The organism is Escherichia sp. MOD1-EC5433, from assembly GCF_002966005.1.
GTDB classification, from domain to species: Bacteria; Pseudomonadota; Gammaproteobacteria; order Enterobacterales; family Enterobacteriaceae; genus Escherichia; species Escherichia ruysiae.
In genome coordinates this window covers 702,555-721,217 of record NZ_PTRL01000001.1, presented here as the reverse complement: position 1 = coordinate 721,217, position 18,663 = coordinate 702,555, and the positions used below count along the sequence as shown (strand labels likewise).

The following is an 18,663-nucleotide window of genomic DNA, read 5'->3' as shown; positions in this document are numbered from 1 at the left end:
CCTCCAGGCATGATAAGACGCCCATGCGTCGCATCAGGCAATCACGTTTATTCCCGCGAACTAAACAACGCTGCCAGCCCGCTACGCCGCTCGGTGCGCGTGGCGATTGCCGCACTCAATATGCGCTCATCGGCATATAGCGACAAACGGCGACGCGCACGGGTTACCGCAGTGTAAACCAGCTCTCGTGTTACCACCGGTGTACGCTGGCTCGGTAAAATCAACGCCGCATGGTCGAACTCCGATCCCTGCGATTTATGTACCGTCATCGCCCACGTAGTTTCGTGCTCCGGCAGGCGGCTCGGTTGCACTGACTTGATATTGCCATCTGGCATCGCAAACCAGACGCGCGTTCCCTGCCCGCGATCCAGCGCAATCCCGATATCACCATTGAACAACCCAAGCGCGCTGTCATTGCGGGCAATCATTACCGGCCTGCCTTCGTACCAGCGCGAGTGCGGATGACGATGAATTTTGCGCTTCTGTTGCATAAACTGTTCAATTCGCTCATTCAGTCCAGCGACGCCAAATGGCCCTTCCCGCAGGGCGCACAATAGCTGGTATTCATTGAACGCTTGAATGATTAAATCCGGCTCGGCACGTGCTTGTAGCAGATCCAGATAACGTCCGTAACCCGCAAGAGCTTCTTCAAGCATCGCAATATAGTCTTCGCCGTTCTGCAAAAGCCGTTTTTCGATGTCAGTAAAATCCTGCTGAAAAACCGTTTTCACTGCCGTTTTATCACCACGGTTGATCGCCGCAGCTAACTGACCAATGCCAGAATCGCTGCCGAAACGGTAGCTTTTTTGCAGCAGGCAGAGGCTATCGCGCAAAGATGCCGCTTCTGTGCCACTTCCCGCTGGAACGTGACTTCCTGTCAGACGACTTAATTGCCCGGCACGCTCTGCGGTAAACCCTGCGTTGGCATAAGCGCAGATATCGCCCAGCACAGCCCCAGCCTCAACGGAAGCCAGTTGATCGCGATCGCCAAGAAAGATCACTCTGGCATGATCGGGCAAGGCGTCGATCAGTCTCGACATCATAGGCAGATCGATCATTGATGCTTCATCTACCACCAGCACATCAAGATGCAGTGGGTTACCTGCATGATGACGTAAACGCTGACTGCCCGGCTGCGCGCCCAGCAAGCGGTGCAAGGTGCTGGCGTCTTCCGGTATGCGTTTCTTTTGTTCATCGGTCAGCGGTAACTGGCGCAAAGCCTTGCCAAGCGATTCAGTTAAGCGCGCAGCAGCTTTCCCCGTTGGCGCAGCCAGGCGGATACGGCAGCGTTCGCCGTCTGCCATCTGAATTAACGCAGCCAGCAACTTCGCTACGGTGGTCGTTTTACCGGTGCCAGGGCCGCCGGAAATCACCGAGATCCGCCGCGTCAGCGCCACTGCCGCTGCAACTTTTTGCCAGTTAACTTCATCGCTTACTGGAAAAAGTTTGTCCAGGGTTTGCGCCAGTAGAGCTTCATCAACCTCAATGGCATGATTCACTTCGTTGAAAAAGCGTGCCACTGTGCGCTCGTTACACCACATGCGATTCAGGTAAAGGCGATCGCCACAGAGGATCATTGGCGTTGGTTCATCTCCCCGGCTGACCGCTTGTGAAGCCAGCAAGCACTCTTCCCAATTTTGTAGCTCACCGATTTCACTGACACAGGTCGCCAGCAGCGGATGTGACGCCTCGTTATTTTCCAGTCGTGAAAGCGGCAAACAGACGTGCCCTTCCCCGGCGTCGTGGCTTAACAGTGCCGCCGCAAGGGTGACGGCGGGATGTTCATCACCCGCCACGGTCAGGGCGAACTGCACATCCAGCGGGCGTAGCTGTTTGTGCTCCACAGCTTCCAGTAATTGCTTTTGCAATTTCATTACGCCTCCTCCAGGCTCATACCGGCAAACATCTCATCCATCAGCGCAATCAACCCGGCATCGGGGCGGGTTGCGTAAATTCCTTGTTGCGGATGTTCTTTATCAACACCGCGCAGGAACAGATAGATAACGCCGCCAAAGTGGCGCTCATAGTCGTAATCAGCAATTCGATGGCGCAGATAACGATGTAACGCCAGGGTATAAAGCTGATATTGCAGATCATAGCGGTGTGCCTGCATCGCCGCTGCCATAGCCTGTTGGGTGTAAGCCGAACTGTCTTCACCCAGCCAGTTGGATTTATAGTCGAGCAGGTAATAACGCCCTTCATGGCGAAATACCAGGTCGATAAAACCTTTTAACATGCCGCGCACCTGCATGAACTCCAGCGGCGGGCAGCCAGCGGATAGCGAGTCAAACTGGCGGATTAGCGCATCAAGCTGGCTGGCAATAAGCGGCTCGCTAATCGGCAGGTAAAACTCCATCTCCACCTGTTTATCGCGGGCGGAAAGGTGACTCAGCGTGACGCCAGTTTCATTGAGCGGCGCCTGAAGAATAGCGGTGATCCACTCAGTCAACACCGGTTCCCACTGCGGTTCAAAGCCGCCAAGTTCCAGTTTTTCCCGCACCCAGTTCGGGTCAACCGGCTGGGTAAAATCCAGATCCTCAAACAAACTGTGCAAGAACGTCCCCGGTGAGGCGCCGCGCGGAAACTGATGCGGTGTTAACGTAGGTTCTTCAACAACACTAACCACGCCTGCGGCGTCAACATCCAGCCGTGGCATCAGATCCTGAGCGATACCGTGACCACGCTGCTGCAAACCAGAATAACTGGTGACGCGCCAGTTATCGCCGGGCAAACGTTGTAGCGTCTTCGCATTCAGTTCTGCTGTAGAAACATCATTAACCTGCCAGGGTTGGTTATCACCCGTTTGTGCCGTTTGCCAGGCGATATCATCATCGCACAGAGCCTCAATACAGGCGCGAAGCCCTGCCGCATCTTGTGGTTCCCCTTTTTGCAGCAAGCGCCCGAGCGCACTTTGATGGACGTCGGTGTCACCTTTTTTATCGCCACGACGGCGCACCAGCGGCGCAACGCCGAGACTGCAATGCCAGACCGAACGCGTCAGCGCCACGTAAAGCAAACGCAGATCTTCCGCCAGACGTTCGGCCTCGGCGAGATCGACGCTTTCTGGCGCAGCGTTAAGATCAAGTACAGGCTCAAATGAATGACGATCGTGATAGAACGCCTGATCCTGGACGCGGAAATTGGTAATAAACGGCAACCAGACCAGCGGATATTCCAGTCCTTTCGATTTATGGATCGTGACGATCTGCACCAGATGTTTGTCACTTTCGAGGCGCATTTGCTGGCTGGAGGCGTTACTGTCGGGTTCGAGGATATGTTGCGATAACCAGCGTACCAGTGCATGTTCACTTTCCAGCTGCGTTCCGGCTTCTTGTAGCAGTTCGCTGATATGCAAGATATCGGTAAGACGACGCTCGCCACCTGCCGTGGCCAGCAGGTTTTCTGCAATGTTGCGCGCCGACATCAGCGCCCGCAGCATCGGCATAACGCCGCGTTTGCGCCAGATTTGTCGATACCTATCAAACTCTTCGACGACTGCATCCCACGCATTTTCGTTATCATTCAACGTTTCGATATCCAGGGCGTTCAACCCCATCATCGACGTTGCTAACGCACTGCGCAGAGTGTTCTCACGTTCAGGCGTCATTACAGCCTGCAACAGCCAAAGCATCTCCTGCGCTTCCAGTGTTTCAAAAACACTGTCGCGGTTCGAAAGGTAAACGGAAGGGATTTCCAGCAACGTTAAGGCATCGCGCACCTGGGCGGCCTCCTGGCGGCTGCGTACCAGCACACTGATGTCCGAGGCGCGAACAGGACGCGCGGTGTCACCATTCATCAGCAATGCTTCGCCCCGCTGCCCGGCCTGTAGCCAGTCGCGGATTTGCGCAGCACATACCTGCGCCATGGTACTTTGATAATCGCCAACACCGCAGCTTTCGCCTTCCATCAACCACATTTTCATCGCCGGCTGCGTTTCACCTTTAAATACAAAACGCAGTGCCTGATTTTTCCCGGCTGATTTCACTGGAATAAACGGAATTTCGCGGAACATGAAAGCGTCATCCGCCTGGCTGAAAAGTTTGTTCACACTGTTCACCATTCCCGGCGCAGAACGCCAGTTGGTGTCTAAAGTGTAGTGGGCGTGAACTTCGCTACGCGCCTTCATGTAGGTGAAGATATCTGCACCACGGAATGCGTAAATGGCCTGTTTCGGGTCACCAATCAGCAATAACGCCGTTTCCGGCTGATGGTGCCAAATACGGCGGAAAATCCGGTACTGCTGAGGGTCGGTATCCTGAAATTCGTCGATCATTGCCACCGGAAAGCGCGTACGGATCGCCGTCGCCAGCGCCTCTCCGCTTTCGCTACGCAGCGCGGAATCCAGCCGACTTAGCATGTCGTCAAAGCCCAGTTCGCCACGGCGACGTTTTTCGCGCGCTACTGTTTCGCGGATCTCAGCTAACGCGCGGGTGATCACCAGATCGCGGATCGATAATGGTTCGGCAAGCAATTGATCGATCGCTTCAAATAACGGGTGGCGCGGCGTCTCGCCCCCTGCTTTTGTGCGATCTTCTAAGAAACGCTGAGAAAATTTTTCCAGCGACTCAGGCAACTGGTAGCTGTTGGTCTCTTCTTCTGCCCAGGCACTGATCTTGTCTATCCATTTAGCCTGATTGCTACGGTTAAACTTGCGGCGATCAATACCGGAAGATTCGATCAGCGCATCCAGTTCACCTACTGCGTCACGCCACTGCTGTTTTACCACATCAATACGCGCCACAATTTGCGCGTGGCGGGAAGCCAGCGTTTCATCATCGGGCGGTGGTGCTTTGATAACCGGCGCTTCGCCTTGCAGATAACGATTAATATCGCGCAGCAACGCCTGCGGCCCTTTCCAGGTTTCAAAGACGACCTGGGCAATTTCACGCGGTAACGGATAGCAGTGGCGACGCCAGAAATCGGCGCAGGCCTGGTAGCGCAGTAGAGACTCGTCTTCAATCAGCTGCTGCTCAAACAACATGCCGGATTCAAAGGCATTCAGGTTGAGCATTCGCTGGCAAAAACCGTGGATGGTAAAGACTGCTGCTTCATCCATCTGTCGCTCAGCTAACAGCAACCACTGCGCGGCTTGCGCTTTATCGTCGATCTCTTCCAGCAGGCGTGCATACAGCGGATTGTCGGTGGTTTCACGCAGACAGGCGATGCGTAATTCATGAATATTGCTACGGATACGGCCACGCAATTCTGCAGTGGCAGCCTCGGTAAAGGTGACCACCAGCAGTTCTTCAACGGTCAATGGGCGGGGAAAGGCGGAGGAACCGCCTAGTCCAAGTAACAGGCGCAAATAGAGCGCCGCAATCGTAAAGGTTTTGCCTGTGCCGGCAGAGGCTTCAATCAGGCGCTCGCCCTGTAAGGGCAAGCGCAAAGGATCTAGTGTCTCGGCGACATCACTCATTCTTTTCACTCATCAGGGGCATTGTTTGCTGCAACGCGCTGACGTTCTCCCACACTTTCCAGCCTTCAGGATGTACATATTCGGCTTTCCCGTTCTGGCTGCCGGAAATCTGCGACAGGATAGCCATGCCTTGCGGCTCGACCACCGCCTGATGGAAGAAATCGGCCAGTTTTTGCGGCGTCAGCAGTTTTATCTGTGCCACAATTTTATCACGCGAATCGAAGCGCATATTGCCACGATCGAAATCTTTACTTAACTTCGATGCTTCTTCGCCGAGCGTTTGCGGAGCCTGCAGCATCTGGGTAATGACCGCCTGCTGAATTTGCGCGAACTCTTCTGGCTTCATCGCCCGCAATTTTGCCTCTGCGGTTGGGAAAAACGCCTTGTAACGCTCCCACAAGAATGAAGGCTGTTTATCATTGCTTTGCAGCAAGAAGCCCATGCCCCACTGGCGGCCCACACTCATAGGAAACGCGAACACGGCATAACCCAACTGTTCTTCGGTACGCAACTGATTGTAGAACCACGGCTGTACAATCTGCGCCAGCAGAGAACTGTAGGCTGAACTGGTGTATTCATCGTAGCCAGTCGGTACGAAAACCGCTGCCAGGGCAGAGTCGGTACTGTTACCGGCTTTTTCAAAGATGACGGACTGTTTTTTCTCAACCAGCACATCTTTGTTACGACACCACTCAGTGCCATCAGCGCCCAACTGTTTTTGCACATCGCGCGCCAGCGTTGTTGCCTGTGATTCGGTCATGTTGCCGATAACCATAAACTCTGGTCGTGCCCCCGTTTTTAAGGCGTCGCGGTAGGCCAGCACCTCTTTCAGAGTGATGGAGGGCAAAATTTTACGTCGCTCATCTCGCGAGAAGTACGGCACCTGCGAGAGCATCTGCGCGGGCATAATCGCCTGCTCGAACGCTTTGCCCTTTTCTGCCGAATCCATCATCTGGTTATACCAGGACTTCGCCTGCTCAAGCTGATCTTCCGTGGCGGTATAGCTAAAGTAGCCCTCCAGCAGAGCCTGGAACAGCTGCGGCAGGCGCTGGGTGTAACCATTGGCATTAACCATAAGGCCGTTGTTAGCATTGGTGGAAAAACTTATGCCACCAACCGACGCCTGGTTGCTTAACTGATCAAGCGCCAGCCCTGCGAGATAATCATTGAGCGCAAACATCACCTGATTGCGGGCGCTGTCCATGGCTTTCGGATTACGCAAAATCAGGCTGACATCAGCTTTGGGCTCGCTGGCAAAATAACGGCTTGGCGCATACACCACACGCAGATTCGACTCATCAACAATCAGCTCTGGATGGTCGTATTTCTTCTCTGACTTAATCAGCGAGAAATCGTCAGGAATATAGGGGTTAAGCTCCGGCAAGGAGAGCGCAATGTCGGCGGCTTTTTTCTGCCAGTCAGCGAAGGTTTGTTCGCTGATTTTATCGACCTGATACGGCGCATCGACAAAGTAAGCCGTTTTATTGTGCGGCTCTTTCGGGCTGATATACCAGATACGCGCGTTCTGCGGCGTCATCATCGCCAGACGTTCTTTTACTGCTTTAGCATCATACCGATCGGCAATATTTACCGCGTCCAGCGTATGCTCAACAGGAACGCGAATCATGGTATCCGCCAGCCATTCGACGTAATCCATATCACGGGTGATTGACGGATAACGGAAGTCGATATCCAGCACATTCGCCAGCTCATCGAAATACTGTTTATCAATCCCTTTTTCGCGTAACAGATTGAGGTAGCTGAAAATGGCCGCCACAACCTGATCGCGATTCGCCAGACCTTTATCGGTTAAGGACGCAGAGATCGCTAATACGCCGCTGTTGCCGTTGACGATAGGATCGGAGTTGGCGCTAATGCCCTCAACTAATCCCTGCTTTTGCAGCCAGTCAGAAAGTGTACCTGGGCTGCGATTACCAATCAGATAGGTAATCAACTCATCCGTTTTACTACGGAACTTCTCCGAGTTGTTATCGATGCGAAACTCGACGCGCAGAACTTTACGCGGCAGTGCCGGGACGTAATGAATGATAATTCCCTTTTGCGCGTCGGTGACTACCGGTACGGTAATTTCCGGTTTCTGGCTCTCTTTGTTAGGCACGCGACCGAAGGTGTCCGCCGCCATTTTTGCCAGTTCCGGCAATGGTTTATTGCTATAGATAACCGCCTTCATCAGATTGGCAGAGTAATATTTCTCATGGAAATCTTTCAGCGCCTGCTGCACAGGATTACCGGGTTTGTCGCTTAAGGTTTCCAGGTTACCGCCAGAAAACTTTGAACCTGGGTGCGCCGGGTTAATGGTTTCTGCGCTGACCTGCGCCATGCGCATCCCGTCACGCGTGCGCGCCATGGTTAATTCTGCGTTCACTGCATTACGTTCACGTTCAGCATATTTCTTGTCGAGCAAGGGTTCAGCGATGGCATCGGCCAGGCGGTCTACTGCACCAGGCAAGGCATCGTTTTCCACTTCCAGATAGAAAGCGGTGCGATATGGTGCCGTACTGGCATTGTGACTGCCGCCGTGCATTTTGAGATATTCAGCGAGGCTATCTGCTTGAGGGTACTTTTTCGACCCCATCAGACTCATATGTTCAAGGTAATGCGCCAGCCCCTGATACGCCTCAGGATCTTCCAGCGACCCAACGGGCACTACCAGCGCCGAAAGCGATTTAACCGCCTGCGGATCAGAAACCAGCAAGACCACCATACCGTTATCCAGACGTATAGCCTGATACTGGCGGTTATCTTTATCACTTTTACGGATGGTTTCCTGAATCGGCTGCCATCCCGTTTCTGCCTGACTTAAGGGTGCCCAAAGGGCAACAAACAACAGTAATGCTTTGAACCAGGTGCTGCGGGGCATTCACGAACCTCATTATCAACTTTATTTTTCAACCAGATTCAATAGCTTAAAGAAAATCATCCGGCAGAATATAATCTTGTGCTGAACGAGCCAGCCAGTGTCTATATAACCATCAGTCCGTGACTGGTGCGCATCATAAAGTAAGCAGATGGATTGCGCAATTTTTATACAGAACTCATGACTGATTAAAACGAAACAGCGGTAACAGGAAACGTTGCGACTGATCAACGATGGCCTCCATTGTCTCTGGTGTTAATTGCCGCCAGAGCCGTTGATACCAGATATCATCACCTTCGCCACGCACCATCATGTTGCCTTCGTAAGCCTGAAGGAATTTCGTACGGGCTTTTTGCAACGTGGAATCGTCATCCAGCATGGCATCGTTTTGCGCGTCATAACAGGTTTTTAGCCACGCGCCGCCACTTTCAGGTAACACCAGCAATGGCGCGGACATTCCTTCACGATACCCCTCAATCAGTTGTGAGAGGTAATGCAAAGCCTGTTCGGCTGCAAGCGGCGGAAAACGCCACTCGCCGTCTTTGCGTAGAAAAAGGCGACTTTCGCCATTACCACCGCTGGCACAGTAGACAAGGTGTTCCAGCCAAAGTTGCATTCCCTGCGCCACACTTAATAAAGAGGGACGCCAGCGCAACAGGCCATCCGGCTGCACCTGCGGCAACCAGCCAGTTATCTGCACACCGTTGCAGGCGAGATCAATTTCCATACTCTGCCCCGGCTGGCGACAGGCAATGACTCTGTCGGCAAGCAGCTGCATCTCCTGGCACTGTGTTTCCCAGAAAATTTCACCAAAAGCGCCATACGGTAAATCCCCTGCCGCCCGGAAGCGGCGGAACAAACGTTCGGCATCATCCTGCTCAACCAGTGCATTCAATAACTGCTGATTGATTTGATAACGGCTAAGCCCTTCCAGAATAAATGGCTCGGTGTCGGGGATTTCGCTGTCTTCGGTACGGAAGTTCACCTGCAAACGCATCTGGAAAAATGCCCGCACCGGATGTGCCCAGAATCGTTGTAGCGTTTCCAGCGGCACGGTTTCCGGTAAGGTAAACGGCAGCGGCTGAACAAATTCAGAATGTGCTTTACCAGCCTGGCTGGCTGCCGGTAGCCATTCACGAGCATAACTTTGTCGTTCGCCAGGCTGGTAGTTTTGCGGATCAAACGGCATCCGGGTATGGAGGCAAGTAAGATGCTCTTTTACCCGTACCTCGCTTTCATCACAGTTAAGCTCTTCATCACCCGGCAGATAATGACTTTGTCCAATGTAGTCGATCAGTTCTTGCACTAGCACCGACGGGAAACGTTCACTGTTATCCTGAATGGAACGCCCGATATAGCTGATATAGAGTTTTTGCTGCGCGGAAATTAACGCTTCCAGGAATAGATAGCGGTCGTCATCGCGACGGCTACGGTCGCCACGTTTCGGTTTCTGACTCATTAAATCAAAGCCCAATGGCGCAAGCTGGCGCGGATAAACACCATCGTTCATTCCCAGCAGGCAAACCACTTTGAACGGGATTGAACGCATTGGCATCAACGTACAAATGTTAACCGGACCTGCAAGAAAACGCTGGCTGATACGTTCTTGATCGAGGCGTTGTGCCAGTTCATCACGTAACAGCGACAGCGGCACCGCGTCGCCATACTGCGCACCTAAACCTTCGGCGATAATCGCTTGCCATTGTTGTTCGATAAGCGTCATCGCCGCTTCAGTTTCCGCATCCGGCAGGAAGAAGGCGTTTAGCATATCGCGACAAACCGGCAGCCACTCCTCAAGCGGGCGCTCCTGCGCTAACCCGCGACGCCAGATATTCAGTTGCATTAGCAGTGACGCCAGATGCCCTACCAGTTCCGCAATTAAGCCGCTCGATTCATCATAAGGCAGAACCGATTGCCACTCGCCCTGGGCGCTCTCCATTGCATAGCCCAGCAACATGCGCGTCAGGCCAAATCGCCAGGTGTGTTGCCCGGTGGCGGGGAGTTCCAGCTCGCGAACGTTGTCGTCATCAATCCCCCAGCGAATGCCGGATTCATTAACCCACAAACGTAAATAACGTAGCCCTTCTTCGGTGATATCAAACCGCGCCGCCAGTACCGGCACGTCCAGCAGCGCCAGCACATCCTCCGACACAAAGCGGCTGTCAGGCAGTGATAACAGGCTAATAAATGCTTCCAGTACTGGATGTGACTGCCGCGCCCGACGGTCGGAAATGGCATAAGGCAGGTAACGATCCGCAGGCGCGCTACCAAATACAGCCTGAATAAACGGACTATAGTTGTCGATGTCGGCCACCATCACGATGATGTCGCGTGGAGTAAGTGTCGGATCTTCTTCCAGCATCGCCAGCAGGCGATCGTGCAAAACTTCCACTTCGCGCTGCGGGCTGTGGCATACGTGGAAGGTGACGCTGTTATCTTGTGGATCAAGCAGACGTTTGTTATCGCTACGGGAAAACTCTGCCAGATTCACGCCCGCAACGGCACGATTTTCCAGTTCGAGAATGTCGGACTGGATGTTATGCAACAGGCTGTCTGGCGTAACATCAACGAATGCGTCCAGCTCCTGACTGCTCTGGAGATCGGCAAGCAGATAGATGTAGTCGCGCCCCAGCTTGCCCCATGAGGCCAGTAGCGGGTTACCAACATCCTGTTCGCCGTCGCTGTTAAACAACTGTCCGGCGTTTTCGCTATCGCGGAATAGCGGCAATTCGCGATCTTCAAAACTGTGTCGGCGCTGGCGAGTCAGCAGTTTCGCCAGATAAGCCGGATCTTTAATATCGCCCCAGTAATAACGGCAGGGATTGGTAAACAGAAGATGGATTTCAATATGTTTACCCAGCGCCTGTAGCGCCTGTAGATAAACAGGCGGTAACGCGGAAATACCGCATATAAAGACGCGCGAAGGTAACCCCGGCGGGCAGGTCGTCGCGGACTCCAGCGTTTCGATAAAGCGTTGATAGAGATTGGCACGGTGCCAGCGCGGTTGCCCCAGTTCATGGGTATATTCCACCAGCGCCTTCCACAAGGGAGCTTGCCAGGCCTGCGCTTCTCCCAACCCTTCAACCAGATGTCCCGCTTCCCACTGTGTCAGCCAGTCCGGGCGATAGACCAGATACTGGTCAAACAGGTCCGCCGCTTTTGAGGAAAGCTGAAACAGCTTGCGCTTGTCGCTATCGTCAGTCAGGTAATGACGCAACAGGGTAAAATCTTCGCGATCCAGCAATTGCGGCAGCAGAGTCATCAGTTTCCAGCTCATGCTTTGCTTGTTGAAGGCGCTCTCTTTAGGGATCTCCGGCAATACGCGGACGAACATATCCCAGATAAAGCTCGCCGGCAGCGGAAAATCAATGTTTGCCGCAATGCCAAACTTCTGCGACAGCGTCATTTGCAGCCACTGCGCCATACCGGTACTTTGCACCAGAATCATTTCTGGTTCGAAAGGATCGTCCAGCCGTTCGCGTTCGACGATAAACTCCATCAACGCTTCCAGCACGTCCAGACGATTGGAATGGTAGACCCTTAGCATAGCGGCTCCTGACTACTGACGATTCGGGCAATGCAGGCGGGTCATCTCGCCTTCTCTGCCCCCGGGTGAAACTAACGTAACGCTGATGCTGACACATCCCGCCTGCGATGTCTGCATTCGGTTAACCTGCCAGTTGGCAGGTGGCGAAATCGCGCGCAGTTGAGTTTGCTGCCAGCCATGCCGCCAGAGTTGCAGATACTGGTTTCTGCTGGCAAGACTGTTCATTAATGTTCTCTGATACCCCGATAACGCAGTGACAATCATCACCATCAGCACCATCGCCAACATCACTTCCGGCAGGCTAAAGCCTTGTTGATTCTTCAGGGAAGCTGACATAACGCCCCCTCTTTCTGCGGACAAAAATCACTCCAGCCGCATGGCGAAAAAACAATGTTTCCATCGATGACTTCGCCTGTTCGCCATAATGAAACGCCTTCATAACCGGCAATCAGCAAGGTTTGATTATCTGCCAGTAAACGCAGACAAACTCGGGCACCGGTTGCAGCGTACTGTGAGCACTGAACTGCGGGCTGTGTCTGCCAGGAGTGCATTTTGCCCCATTCCAGCGCCGACTGTACGATAGCCTGACGGCGCAATGACTGGCTTTCCATAGTCACCCGAGAGGCAAAACTGCGATCCTGTTGGCTCATTCCCTGTAGCAGCAAGCTGCCCAAAACCAGCAACATTAGAACCAGTGCCAGCGATGAAACTCCCCGTTCACGATTCACAGGTTGAATCCTGTTACGCTATAGCTGGCATCCACCACGGTTTGTGGTTCAGCCTTACTGGCGCCCCGCATATTAACCGTCAACACCGGCGAGAAACCACTGACATCCTGACGCACGACCTGAAAAGTATCGATAATGATGGCATCCGGATTAGTGACTTTATCCCAGCCCTTACCTTCACAAGATGTCGCACCGCGTAGCGTTTCCAGCACATGCTCCTTCAGACGAAATCCAATCTGGTCGGACTCTTTTACCGGTTCGCTCTCCCAGATACCGTTACTGTTCGCATCCCACTGCACAATGATACAGTCCCCCTGCCCGACAATGACCAGCCCCTCGCCAGTGCAGCTCCCATGACAATAACCTGCTCTCTGGAGATGCTTCGCGACTGTAAATATCCGCAGCCAGATTTCATCTTCCAGCGCCAGCTTACGGGTGCTCGTCAAACTTTCACGCTGTAATGCAGGCAGAAATTGTGCAGCCCCCAGCAACAGTACGCTACTGATCGCCATAGCAATCAAAACTTCCAACAGAGAAAATCCTTGCTCTTTTACAGGCATCCTTCTGTTTCTCCTTTCTGGCAAAGCCGGAGCCTTCCCCACGGCGAAACCACCAGCCACCACTCTCCCGCTGAATTTTTGAAGCGAATATGCCCGGCCCATGCGGTATTGCGCAGGCCAAAGAAAGTGAGCGAAGGCGTCAGGTCGTTCATTTCTACGTCGGGCCAGCGTGGCACAAAGACCAACGGTGAACTGCCATGACAGGCATTCGCCCCTGCGGCAGAACTCACAAGACACCATAACTTCCCCTCCCTGATGACGCTGATACTGTGGTCGCGGTTATGCCAGTTGGCATCCTCACGTAAATAGAGCAAATAGTCCCGCGCCTGGCTGGCGGTTTGCCAGAGCCGTTGCGACTGCTGCCAGTATTGCCAGCCATAGAGTCCACTTGCGCTTAGCATGACCAAAATCAGCATCGCAACCAGCGTTTCAATCAGCGTATAACCACGTTGTGTTTTCATGCCGGCAGTATGGAGCGAGGAGAAAAAAAGACGAGGGCCAGTTTCTCATTCTTCGGCGCGTCTTCCGGACTATTTACGCTGTTGCAGGGCGTTGCAAAATTTCGGGAAGGCGTCTCGAAGAATTTAGTGAAGGATAAAAAAAACCGACGCACACTGGCGTCGGCTCTGGCAGGATGTTGCGTAATTTAGATAGCAACCGGCGCTTTAATTCCCGGATGCGGATCGTAGCCTTCAATCTCAAAGTCTTCGAAACGGTAGTCGAAGATGGATTCAGGTTTACGTTTGATAATCAGCTTCGGCAGCGGACGCGGTTCACGACTTAATTGCAGATGGGTTTGATCCATATGATTGCTGTACAGGTGCGTATCGCCACCGGTCCAGACAAAATCACCCACTTCCAGATCGCACTGCTGCGCCATCATATGCACCAGTAACGCATAGCTGGCAATGTTAAACGGCAGGCCGAGGAAGACGTCGCAGGAACGCTGATAAAGCTGGCAAGAGAGTTTGCCGTCTGCCACATAGAACTGGAAGAACGCATGGCATGGAGCCAGCGCCATTTTATCCAGTTCGCCTACGTTCCATGCCGAAACAATAATGCGGCGGGAATCCGGGTCGTTTTTCAGCTGGTTCAGTACCGTAGTGATCTGGTCAATATGACGACCATCCGGCGTTGGCCAGGCGCGCCACTGTTTACCATAAACCGGACCAAGATCGCCGTTTTCATCGGCCCATTCGTCCCAGATGGTGACATTGTTTTCGTGCAGATAAGCAATGTTAGTGTCGCCCTTCAGGAACCACAGCAGCTCGTGGATAATGGAACGCAGGTGGCAACGTTTGGTTGTCACTAACGGGAATCCATCCTGGAGGTTAAAACGCATCTGATGACCAAAAATGGAAAGCGTTCCGGTTCCGGTACGGTCGTTTTTCTGTGTGCCTTCGTCGAGCACTTTTTGCATCAGTTCTAAATACTGTTTCATGGTTCCTCAGGAAACGTGTTGCTGTGGGCTGCGACGATATGCCCAGACCATCATGAAAACACCCGCGACAATCATCGGGATGGAAAGAATTTGCCCCATGCTGATGTACTGCACCCATGCGCCGGTGAACTGCGCATCGGGCTGGCGGAAAAACTCAACAATGATGCGAAACGCGCCATAGCCAATCAGGAACAAGCCCGAGACAGCCCCCATCGGGCGCGGTTTACGGATATACAGGTTGAGGATAATAAACAGCACCACACCTTCCAGCAGCATCTCGTAAAGTTGCGACGGGTGACGCGGTAGTACGCCGTAGGTGTCGAAAATAGATTGCCACTGAGGGTTGTTTTGCAGCAGCAGAATGTCTTCAGTACGGGAGCCTGGGAACAGCATGGCAAACGGGAAGTTCGGATCAACGCGCCCCCACAATTCACCGTTAATAAAGTTGCCCAGACGCCCGGCTCCAAGGCCAAATGGAATGAGCGGTGCTATAAAATCAGACACCTGGAAGAAGGAACGTTTGGTGCGGCGGGCGAAGATAATCATCACCACAATCACGCCAATCAGACCGCCGTGGAAAGACATGCCGCCGTCCCAGACACGGAACAGATACAGCGGATCGGCCATAAACTGCGGGAAGTTGTAGAACAGAACATAACCAATACGTCCGCCAAGGAAGACGCCGAGGAAGCCCGCATAGAGTAAGTTTTCAACTTCATTTTTGGTCCAGCCACTGCCCGGACGGCTAGCCCGACGCCCAGCCAGCCACATCGCAAAAATGAAACCCACCAGATACATCAGGCCGTACCAGTGAAGCGCAACGGGTCCTATTGAGAAAATGACCGGATCAAATTCCGGAAAATGCAGATAGCTACTGGTCATCTGTCACCACAAGTTCTTGTTATTTCGCTGAAAGAGAACAGCGATTGAAATGCGCGCCACAGGTTTCAGGCGCTCCAAAGGTGCGAATAATAGCACAAGGGAACCTGGCTGGTTGCCGGATACCGTTAAAAGATATGTATATGATCCGCGCTATAACCCTCCGCGAATCAGCCCGCCCATGCCGCGACGCTCCATAAAGGCTGCAACCTGATGGCGAACTTCGGTCGCCAGTTGCGCTTCCAGACTACGCTGCGCAAGATTTTCTGCTTCGGCATAATCAATGCGCCGCAGCAGGTATTTTACCCGCGCTACAGAACGTCCGTTCATAGACAGATGGCGATACCCCAGCCCAATGAGGATTGCCACGCACATGGGATCGCCCGCCATTTCACCGCATAAACGCAGATCGATTCCCTGCGTTTCCGCCTCACGGGCGATCATCGCCAGAGCACGTAACATTGCAGGATGAAGGCTGTCATAAATGTTCGCGACCCGGGTGTTGTTGCGATCAACGGCCAGGATGTATTGAGTCAGATCGTTGGTGCCAACAGAGATAAAATCAACCCGATTTGCCAGATGCGGCAGCATAAATACCATTGAAGGTACTTCCAGCATGATACCGATGCGTGGTTTGGGAATTGCGTAACCGATCATCTCCTCAACTTCACGTCCGGCACGTTCAATCAGGCGACGCGCTTCGTCAACTTCATCGAGGCTTGTGACCATTGGCAACAGAATGTGCAGGTTGCCCGTTGCAGCATTGGCGCGCAACATCGCCCGCACCTGGATCAAAAAGATCTCCGGCTGATCGAGCGTAATGCGAATCCCACGCCATCCCAGGCATGGATTCTCTTCGCTGATCGGCATGTAAGGCAGTTGTTTGTCAGCACCGACATCCAGCGTACGCAGGGTGACGGGTTTATCATTGAACATTTGCAGCATCCCCTGATACTGCGCCACCTGTTCTTCTTCCGACGGGAAACCACTTTGCAGCATGAAAGGGATTTCGGTGCGATAAAGACCGATACCATCAATGCGACTGCCCAGTTTTTCTTCATGTTCCGGGCTTAATCCCGCATTGAGCATAACTTTTATGCGCTCGCCGCTTTTTAACTGCGCAGGTAAATTGACGTCATCTTCCGCCAGACGACTAAGCTCAATCTCTTCGCTAATCAGCCGCTGATATTCTTGCAGCAGCACCGGCTCCGGGTCGACCAGCAATTCACCACGATAACCGTCAACGATCAGTGTGCGACGATGCAGCACCGAAGGCTGAATGTCCGCGCCCATCACGGTAGGGATCCCCAGCGCACGTACCATAATCGCAGCATGGGAGTTGGCTGCGCCATCGCGCACGACAACGCCGACTAAGCGATCCTGAGGCAGCTCTGCAAGGGTTGTCGCTGACAGTTCATCTGCCACCAGAATGAAACGTTCCGGCCAGGCGTTCGCCCCCTGGTTGGCATCATCAAGGTGAAACAACAATCGTTGGCCCAGCGCACGTAAATCACCGGCTCGCTCTTTGAGATAGCTATCACTTAGCGCAGCAAACTGTTCGGCGAATTTTTCAATGACCGTTTTCACCGCCCACTCTGCAACTGAGCCTTTATCCACCTCGTCAAATAATTCGCGACGCAGACGCGTGTCAGAAAGCAGGTGTGAGTAAAGATCGAAAATAGCCGCCGTTTCTTTTTGTGCACCGGCGGCAAAGCGTTTGCTGTAGCGACGAAACTCGTTAGCCGCTTCTTCCAGCGCCCCGGTCAGTCGCTCGCGTTCCAGAGCCGGATCCAGCGTTGATGCCTGATACACCTGTTCCATTAAGGGTAACGTGGCATCCTGCCAGCCTTCGGCAATCGCTACGCCGGGCGCTGCCGGTAATGCGCGAATTCGCGTCTGGCGATATTGCCCAAACAAGGCAGTCAACTGCGACTGAGAAAGAATAGCTGCCATCTGGGTGGCAAGCGTCACCAGGAAAGATTCTTCACTTTCGTTGTACTGCCGCAACTCTCGTTGCTGTACCACCAGTACACCAAGTAACTGGCGACGTTGAATAATTGGCACGCCTAAAAACGCGCGGAAACGTTCTTCTTTTACGGAGGGGATATATTTGAAGCTGGGGTGTTTTTGCGCATCCGCAAGGTTTATCGGTTCCGCCAGCCTGCCAACCAGGCCGACGATCCCTTCATCAAACGCGAGCGTTACGGTGCGACCACGTGGCTTTTTTAATCCCCGGGTCGCCATCAGGTAGTAACAACGTCGGTCGTGATCGGCCAGGTAGACCGAACAGACCTCGGTATCCATCGCAAGACAGATGTCGGTAACCAGAATATTTAACGCCTCATTCAGGCGTGGTGCGCTGGCTACCTTTTCGACTATTTCGCGCAGGCGAGTGAGCATAATGGGCGTGACTTAACCTCTTTTACGTCGATAAGCAGATACGTTTTGTGGTTTAGGCGTATTTTCTTGCAGCGCCATCACAACACTTGCGAACTCTTTCATTACCCTACGGTAGACATCACGTTTAAATGACACCACCTGTCTGACCGGATACCAGTAACTTACCCATCGCCAGCCGTCAAACTCTGGTGTACTGCTGGTTTGCATATTGATTTCCGCATCGCCGCTCACCAGCTGCAAGAGAAACCATTTTTGTTTTTGGCCGATACACACCGGCTTCGTGTCCCAACGCACCAAACGTTTCGGTAATTTGTAGCGCAACCAGTTACGCGTTGAAGCAAGGATTCGAACGTCTTTACGGCTTAATCCTACTTCTTCAAACAATTCACGGTACATCGCCTGTTCTGCGGATTCTCCGGGATTAATTCCGCCTTGCGGAAATTGCCAGGAGTGCTGACCAAATCGCCGGGCCCACATTACTTGCCCCTGACGATTACAAATCACGATACCTACGTTTGGGCGGTAGCCATCGTCATCAATCACCGGACTACCTCAAAATAAAGCTTTATATACGAATGATTGTTTCATACTCCAGGAAGACGGTAAACCACTCTCTGCAGGGCATTACACACTAATAACAATTGAATAACTCACAGTTAAGTGCAGAGTTATAAACAGAGGAAGGGGTGGATAGCCGTTTTTATTCACCTTTTCTGTGGATAGAGTTGTGAAGAACTACGGAATTACCACGGGAAAACCCAGAGCATTCTGAATCAGCCGCTAAAATACACTTTAAAATATTCGTTATTAATCA

12 protein-coding genes are annotated in these 18,663 nt (G+C 52.9%); all 12 read right to left on the bottom strand.

Translation table 11 applies throughout. The features are described 5' to 3' along the window. Positions 1-47 precede the first annotated feature (47 nt). The 12 genes from recD to rppH all read right to left on the bottom strand — a co-directional run bounded on the left by recD (position 48) and on the right by rppH (position 18,392). Positions 48-1,874: an exodeoxyribonuclease V subunit alpha gene (gene recD, locus C3D30_RS03585; protein WP_105286476.1), complete on the bottom strand. Its 1,827-nt coding sequence runs from the start codon at positions 1,872-1,874 to the stop codon at positions 48-50. After that, positions 1,874-5,416 carry an exodeoxyribonuclease V subunit beta gene (recB, locus tag C3D30_RS03580; RefSeq protein WP_105286475.1) on the bottom strand — a complete coding sequence of 1,181 codons (3,543 nt, stop codon included), beginning with the start codon at positions 5,414-5,416 and terminating at the stop codon, positions 1,874-1,876. The genes recD and recB overlap by 1 nt, the downstream gene beginning before the upstream one ends. Then, on the bottom strand, positions 5,409-8,297 hold the full coding sequence (ptrA, locus tag C3D30_RS03575; protein ID WP_105286474.1) for a pitrilysin: 2,889 nt from the start codon (positions 8,295-8,297) through the stop codon (positions 5,409-5,411). Before ptrA ends, recB begins: the two co-directional genes overlap by 8 nt. Before the next feature lie 175 nt (positions 8,298-8,472). Then, a complete protein-coding gene (gene recC, locus C3D30_RS03570; protein ID WP_105286473.1) occupies positions 8,473-11,841 on the bottom strand; it encodes an exodeoxyribonuclease V subunit gamma in 3,369 nt (1,122 codons plus the stop codon). Between the two features lie 12 nt (positions 11,842-11,853). After that, complete coding sequence (locus tag C3D30_RS03565; RefSeq protein WP_001276468.1) at positions 11,854-12,177, bottom strand: prepilin-type N-terminal cleavage/methylation domain-containing protein; 324 nt, start codon at positions 12,175-12,177, stop codon at positions 11,854-11,856. Further along, positions 12,162-12,569 carry a DUF2509 family protein gene (locus tag C3D30_RS03560; RefSeq protein WP_105286472.1) on the bottom strand — a complete coding sequence of 136 codons (408 nt, stop codon included), beginning with the start codon at positions 12,567-12,569 and terminating at the stop codon, positions 12,162-12,164. The genes C3D30_RS03565 and C3D30_RS03560 overlap by 16 nt, the downstream gene beginning before the upstream one ends. Continuing rightward, positions 12,566-13,129 carry a prepilin peptidase-dependent protein gene (locus C3D30_RS03555; protein WP_105286471.1) on the bottom strand — a complete coding sequence of 188 codons (564 nt, stop codon included), beginning with the start codon at positions 13,127-13,129 and terminating at the stop codon, positions 12,566-12,568. Before C3D30_RS03555 ends, C3D30_RS03560 begins: the two co-directional genes overlap by 4 nt. Beyond that, on the bottom strand, positions 13,120-13,590 hold the full coding sequence (locus C3D30_RS03550; protein ID WP_000857048.1) for a prepilin peptidase-dependent protein: 471 nt from the start codon (positions 13,588-13,590) through the stop codon (positions 13,120-13,122). The genes C3D30_RS03555 and C3D30_RS03550 overlap by 10 nt, the downstream gene beginning before the upstream one ends. Positions 13,591-13,775: 185 nt before the next feature. After that, a complete protein-coding gene (thyA, locus tag C3D30_RS03545) occupies positions 13,776-14,570 on the bottom strand; it encodes a thymidylate synthase (RefSeq protein ID WP_000816226.1) in 795 nt (264 codons plus the stop codon). Positions 14,571-14,576: 6 nt separating this feature from the next. Further along, positions 14,577-15,452, bottom strand: a complete 876-nt coding sequence (lgt, locus tag C3D30_RS03540) for a prolipoprotein diacylglyceryl transferase (RefSeq protein ID WP_000204651.1) — start codon at positions 15,450-15,452, stop codon at positions 14,577-14,579. Positions 15,453-15,602: 150 nt separating this feature from the next. Next, on the bottom strand, positions 15,603-17,849 hold the full coding sequence (gene ptsP, locus C3D30_RS03535) for a phosphoenolpyruvate--protein phosphotransferase (RefSeq protein WP_105286470.1): 2,247 nt from the start codon (positions 17,847-17,849) through the stop codon (positions 15,603-15,605). 12 nt (positions 17,850-17,861) lie between these two features. After that, positions 17,862-18,392 carry an RNA pyrophosphohydrolase gene (gene rppH, locus C3D30_RS03530; protein WP_000564488.1) on the bottom strand — a complete coding sequence of 177 codons (531 nt, stop codon included), beginning with the start codon at positions 18,390-18,392 and terminating at the stop codon, positions 17,862-17,864. Positions 18,393-18,663 lie beyond the last annotated feature (271 nt).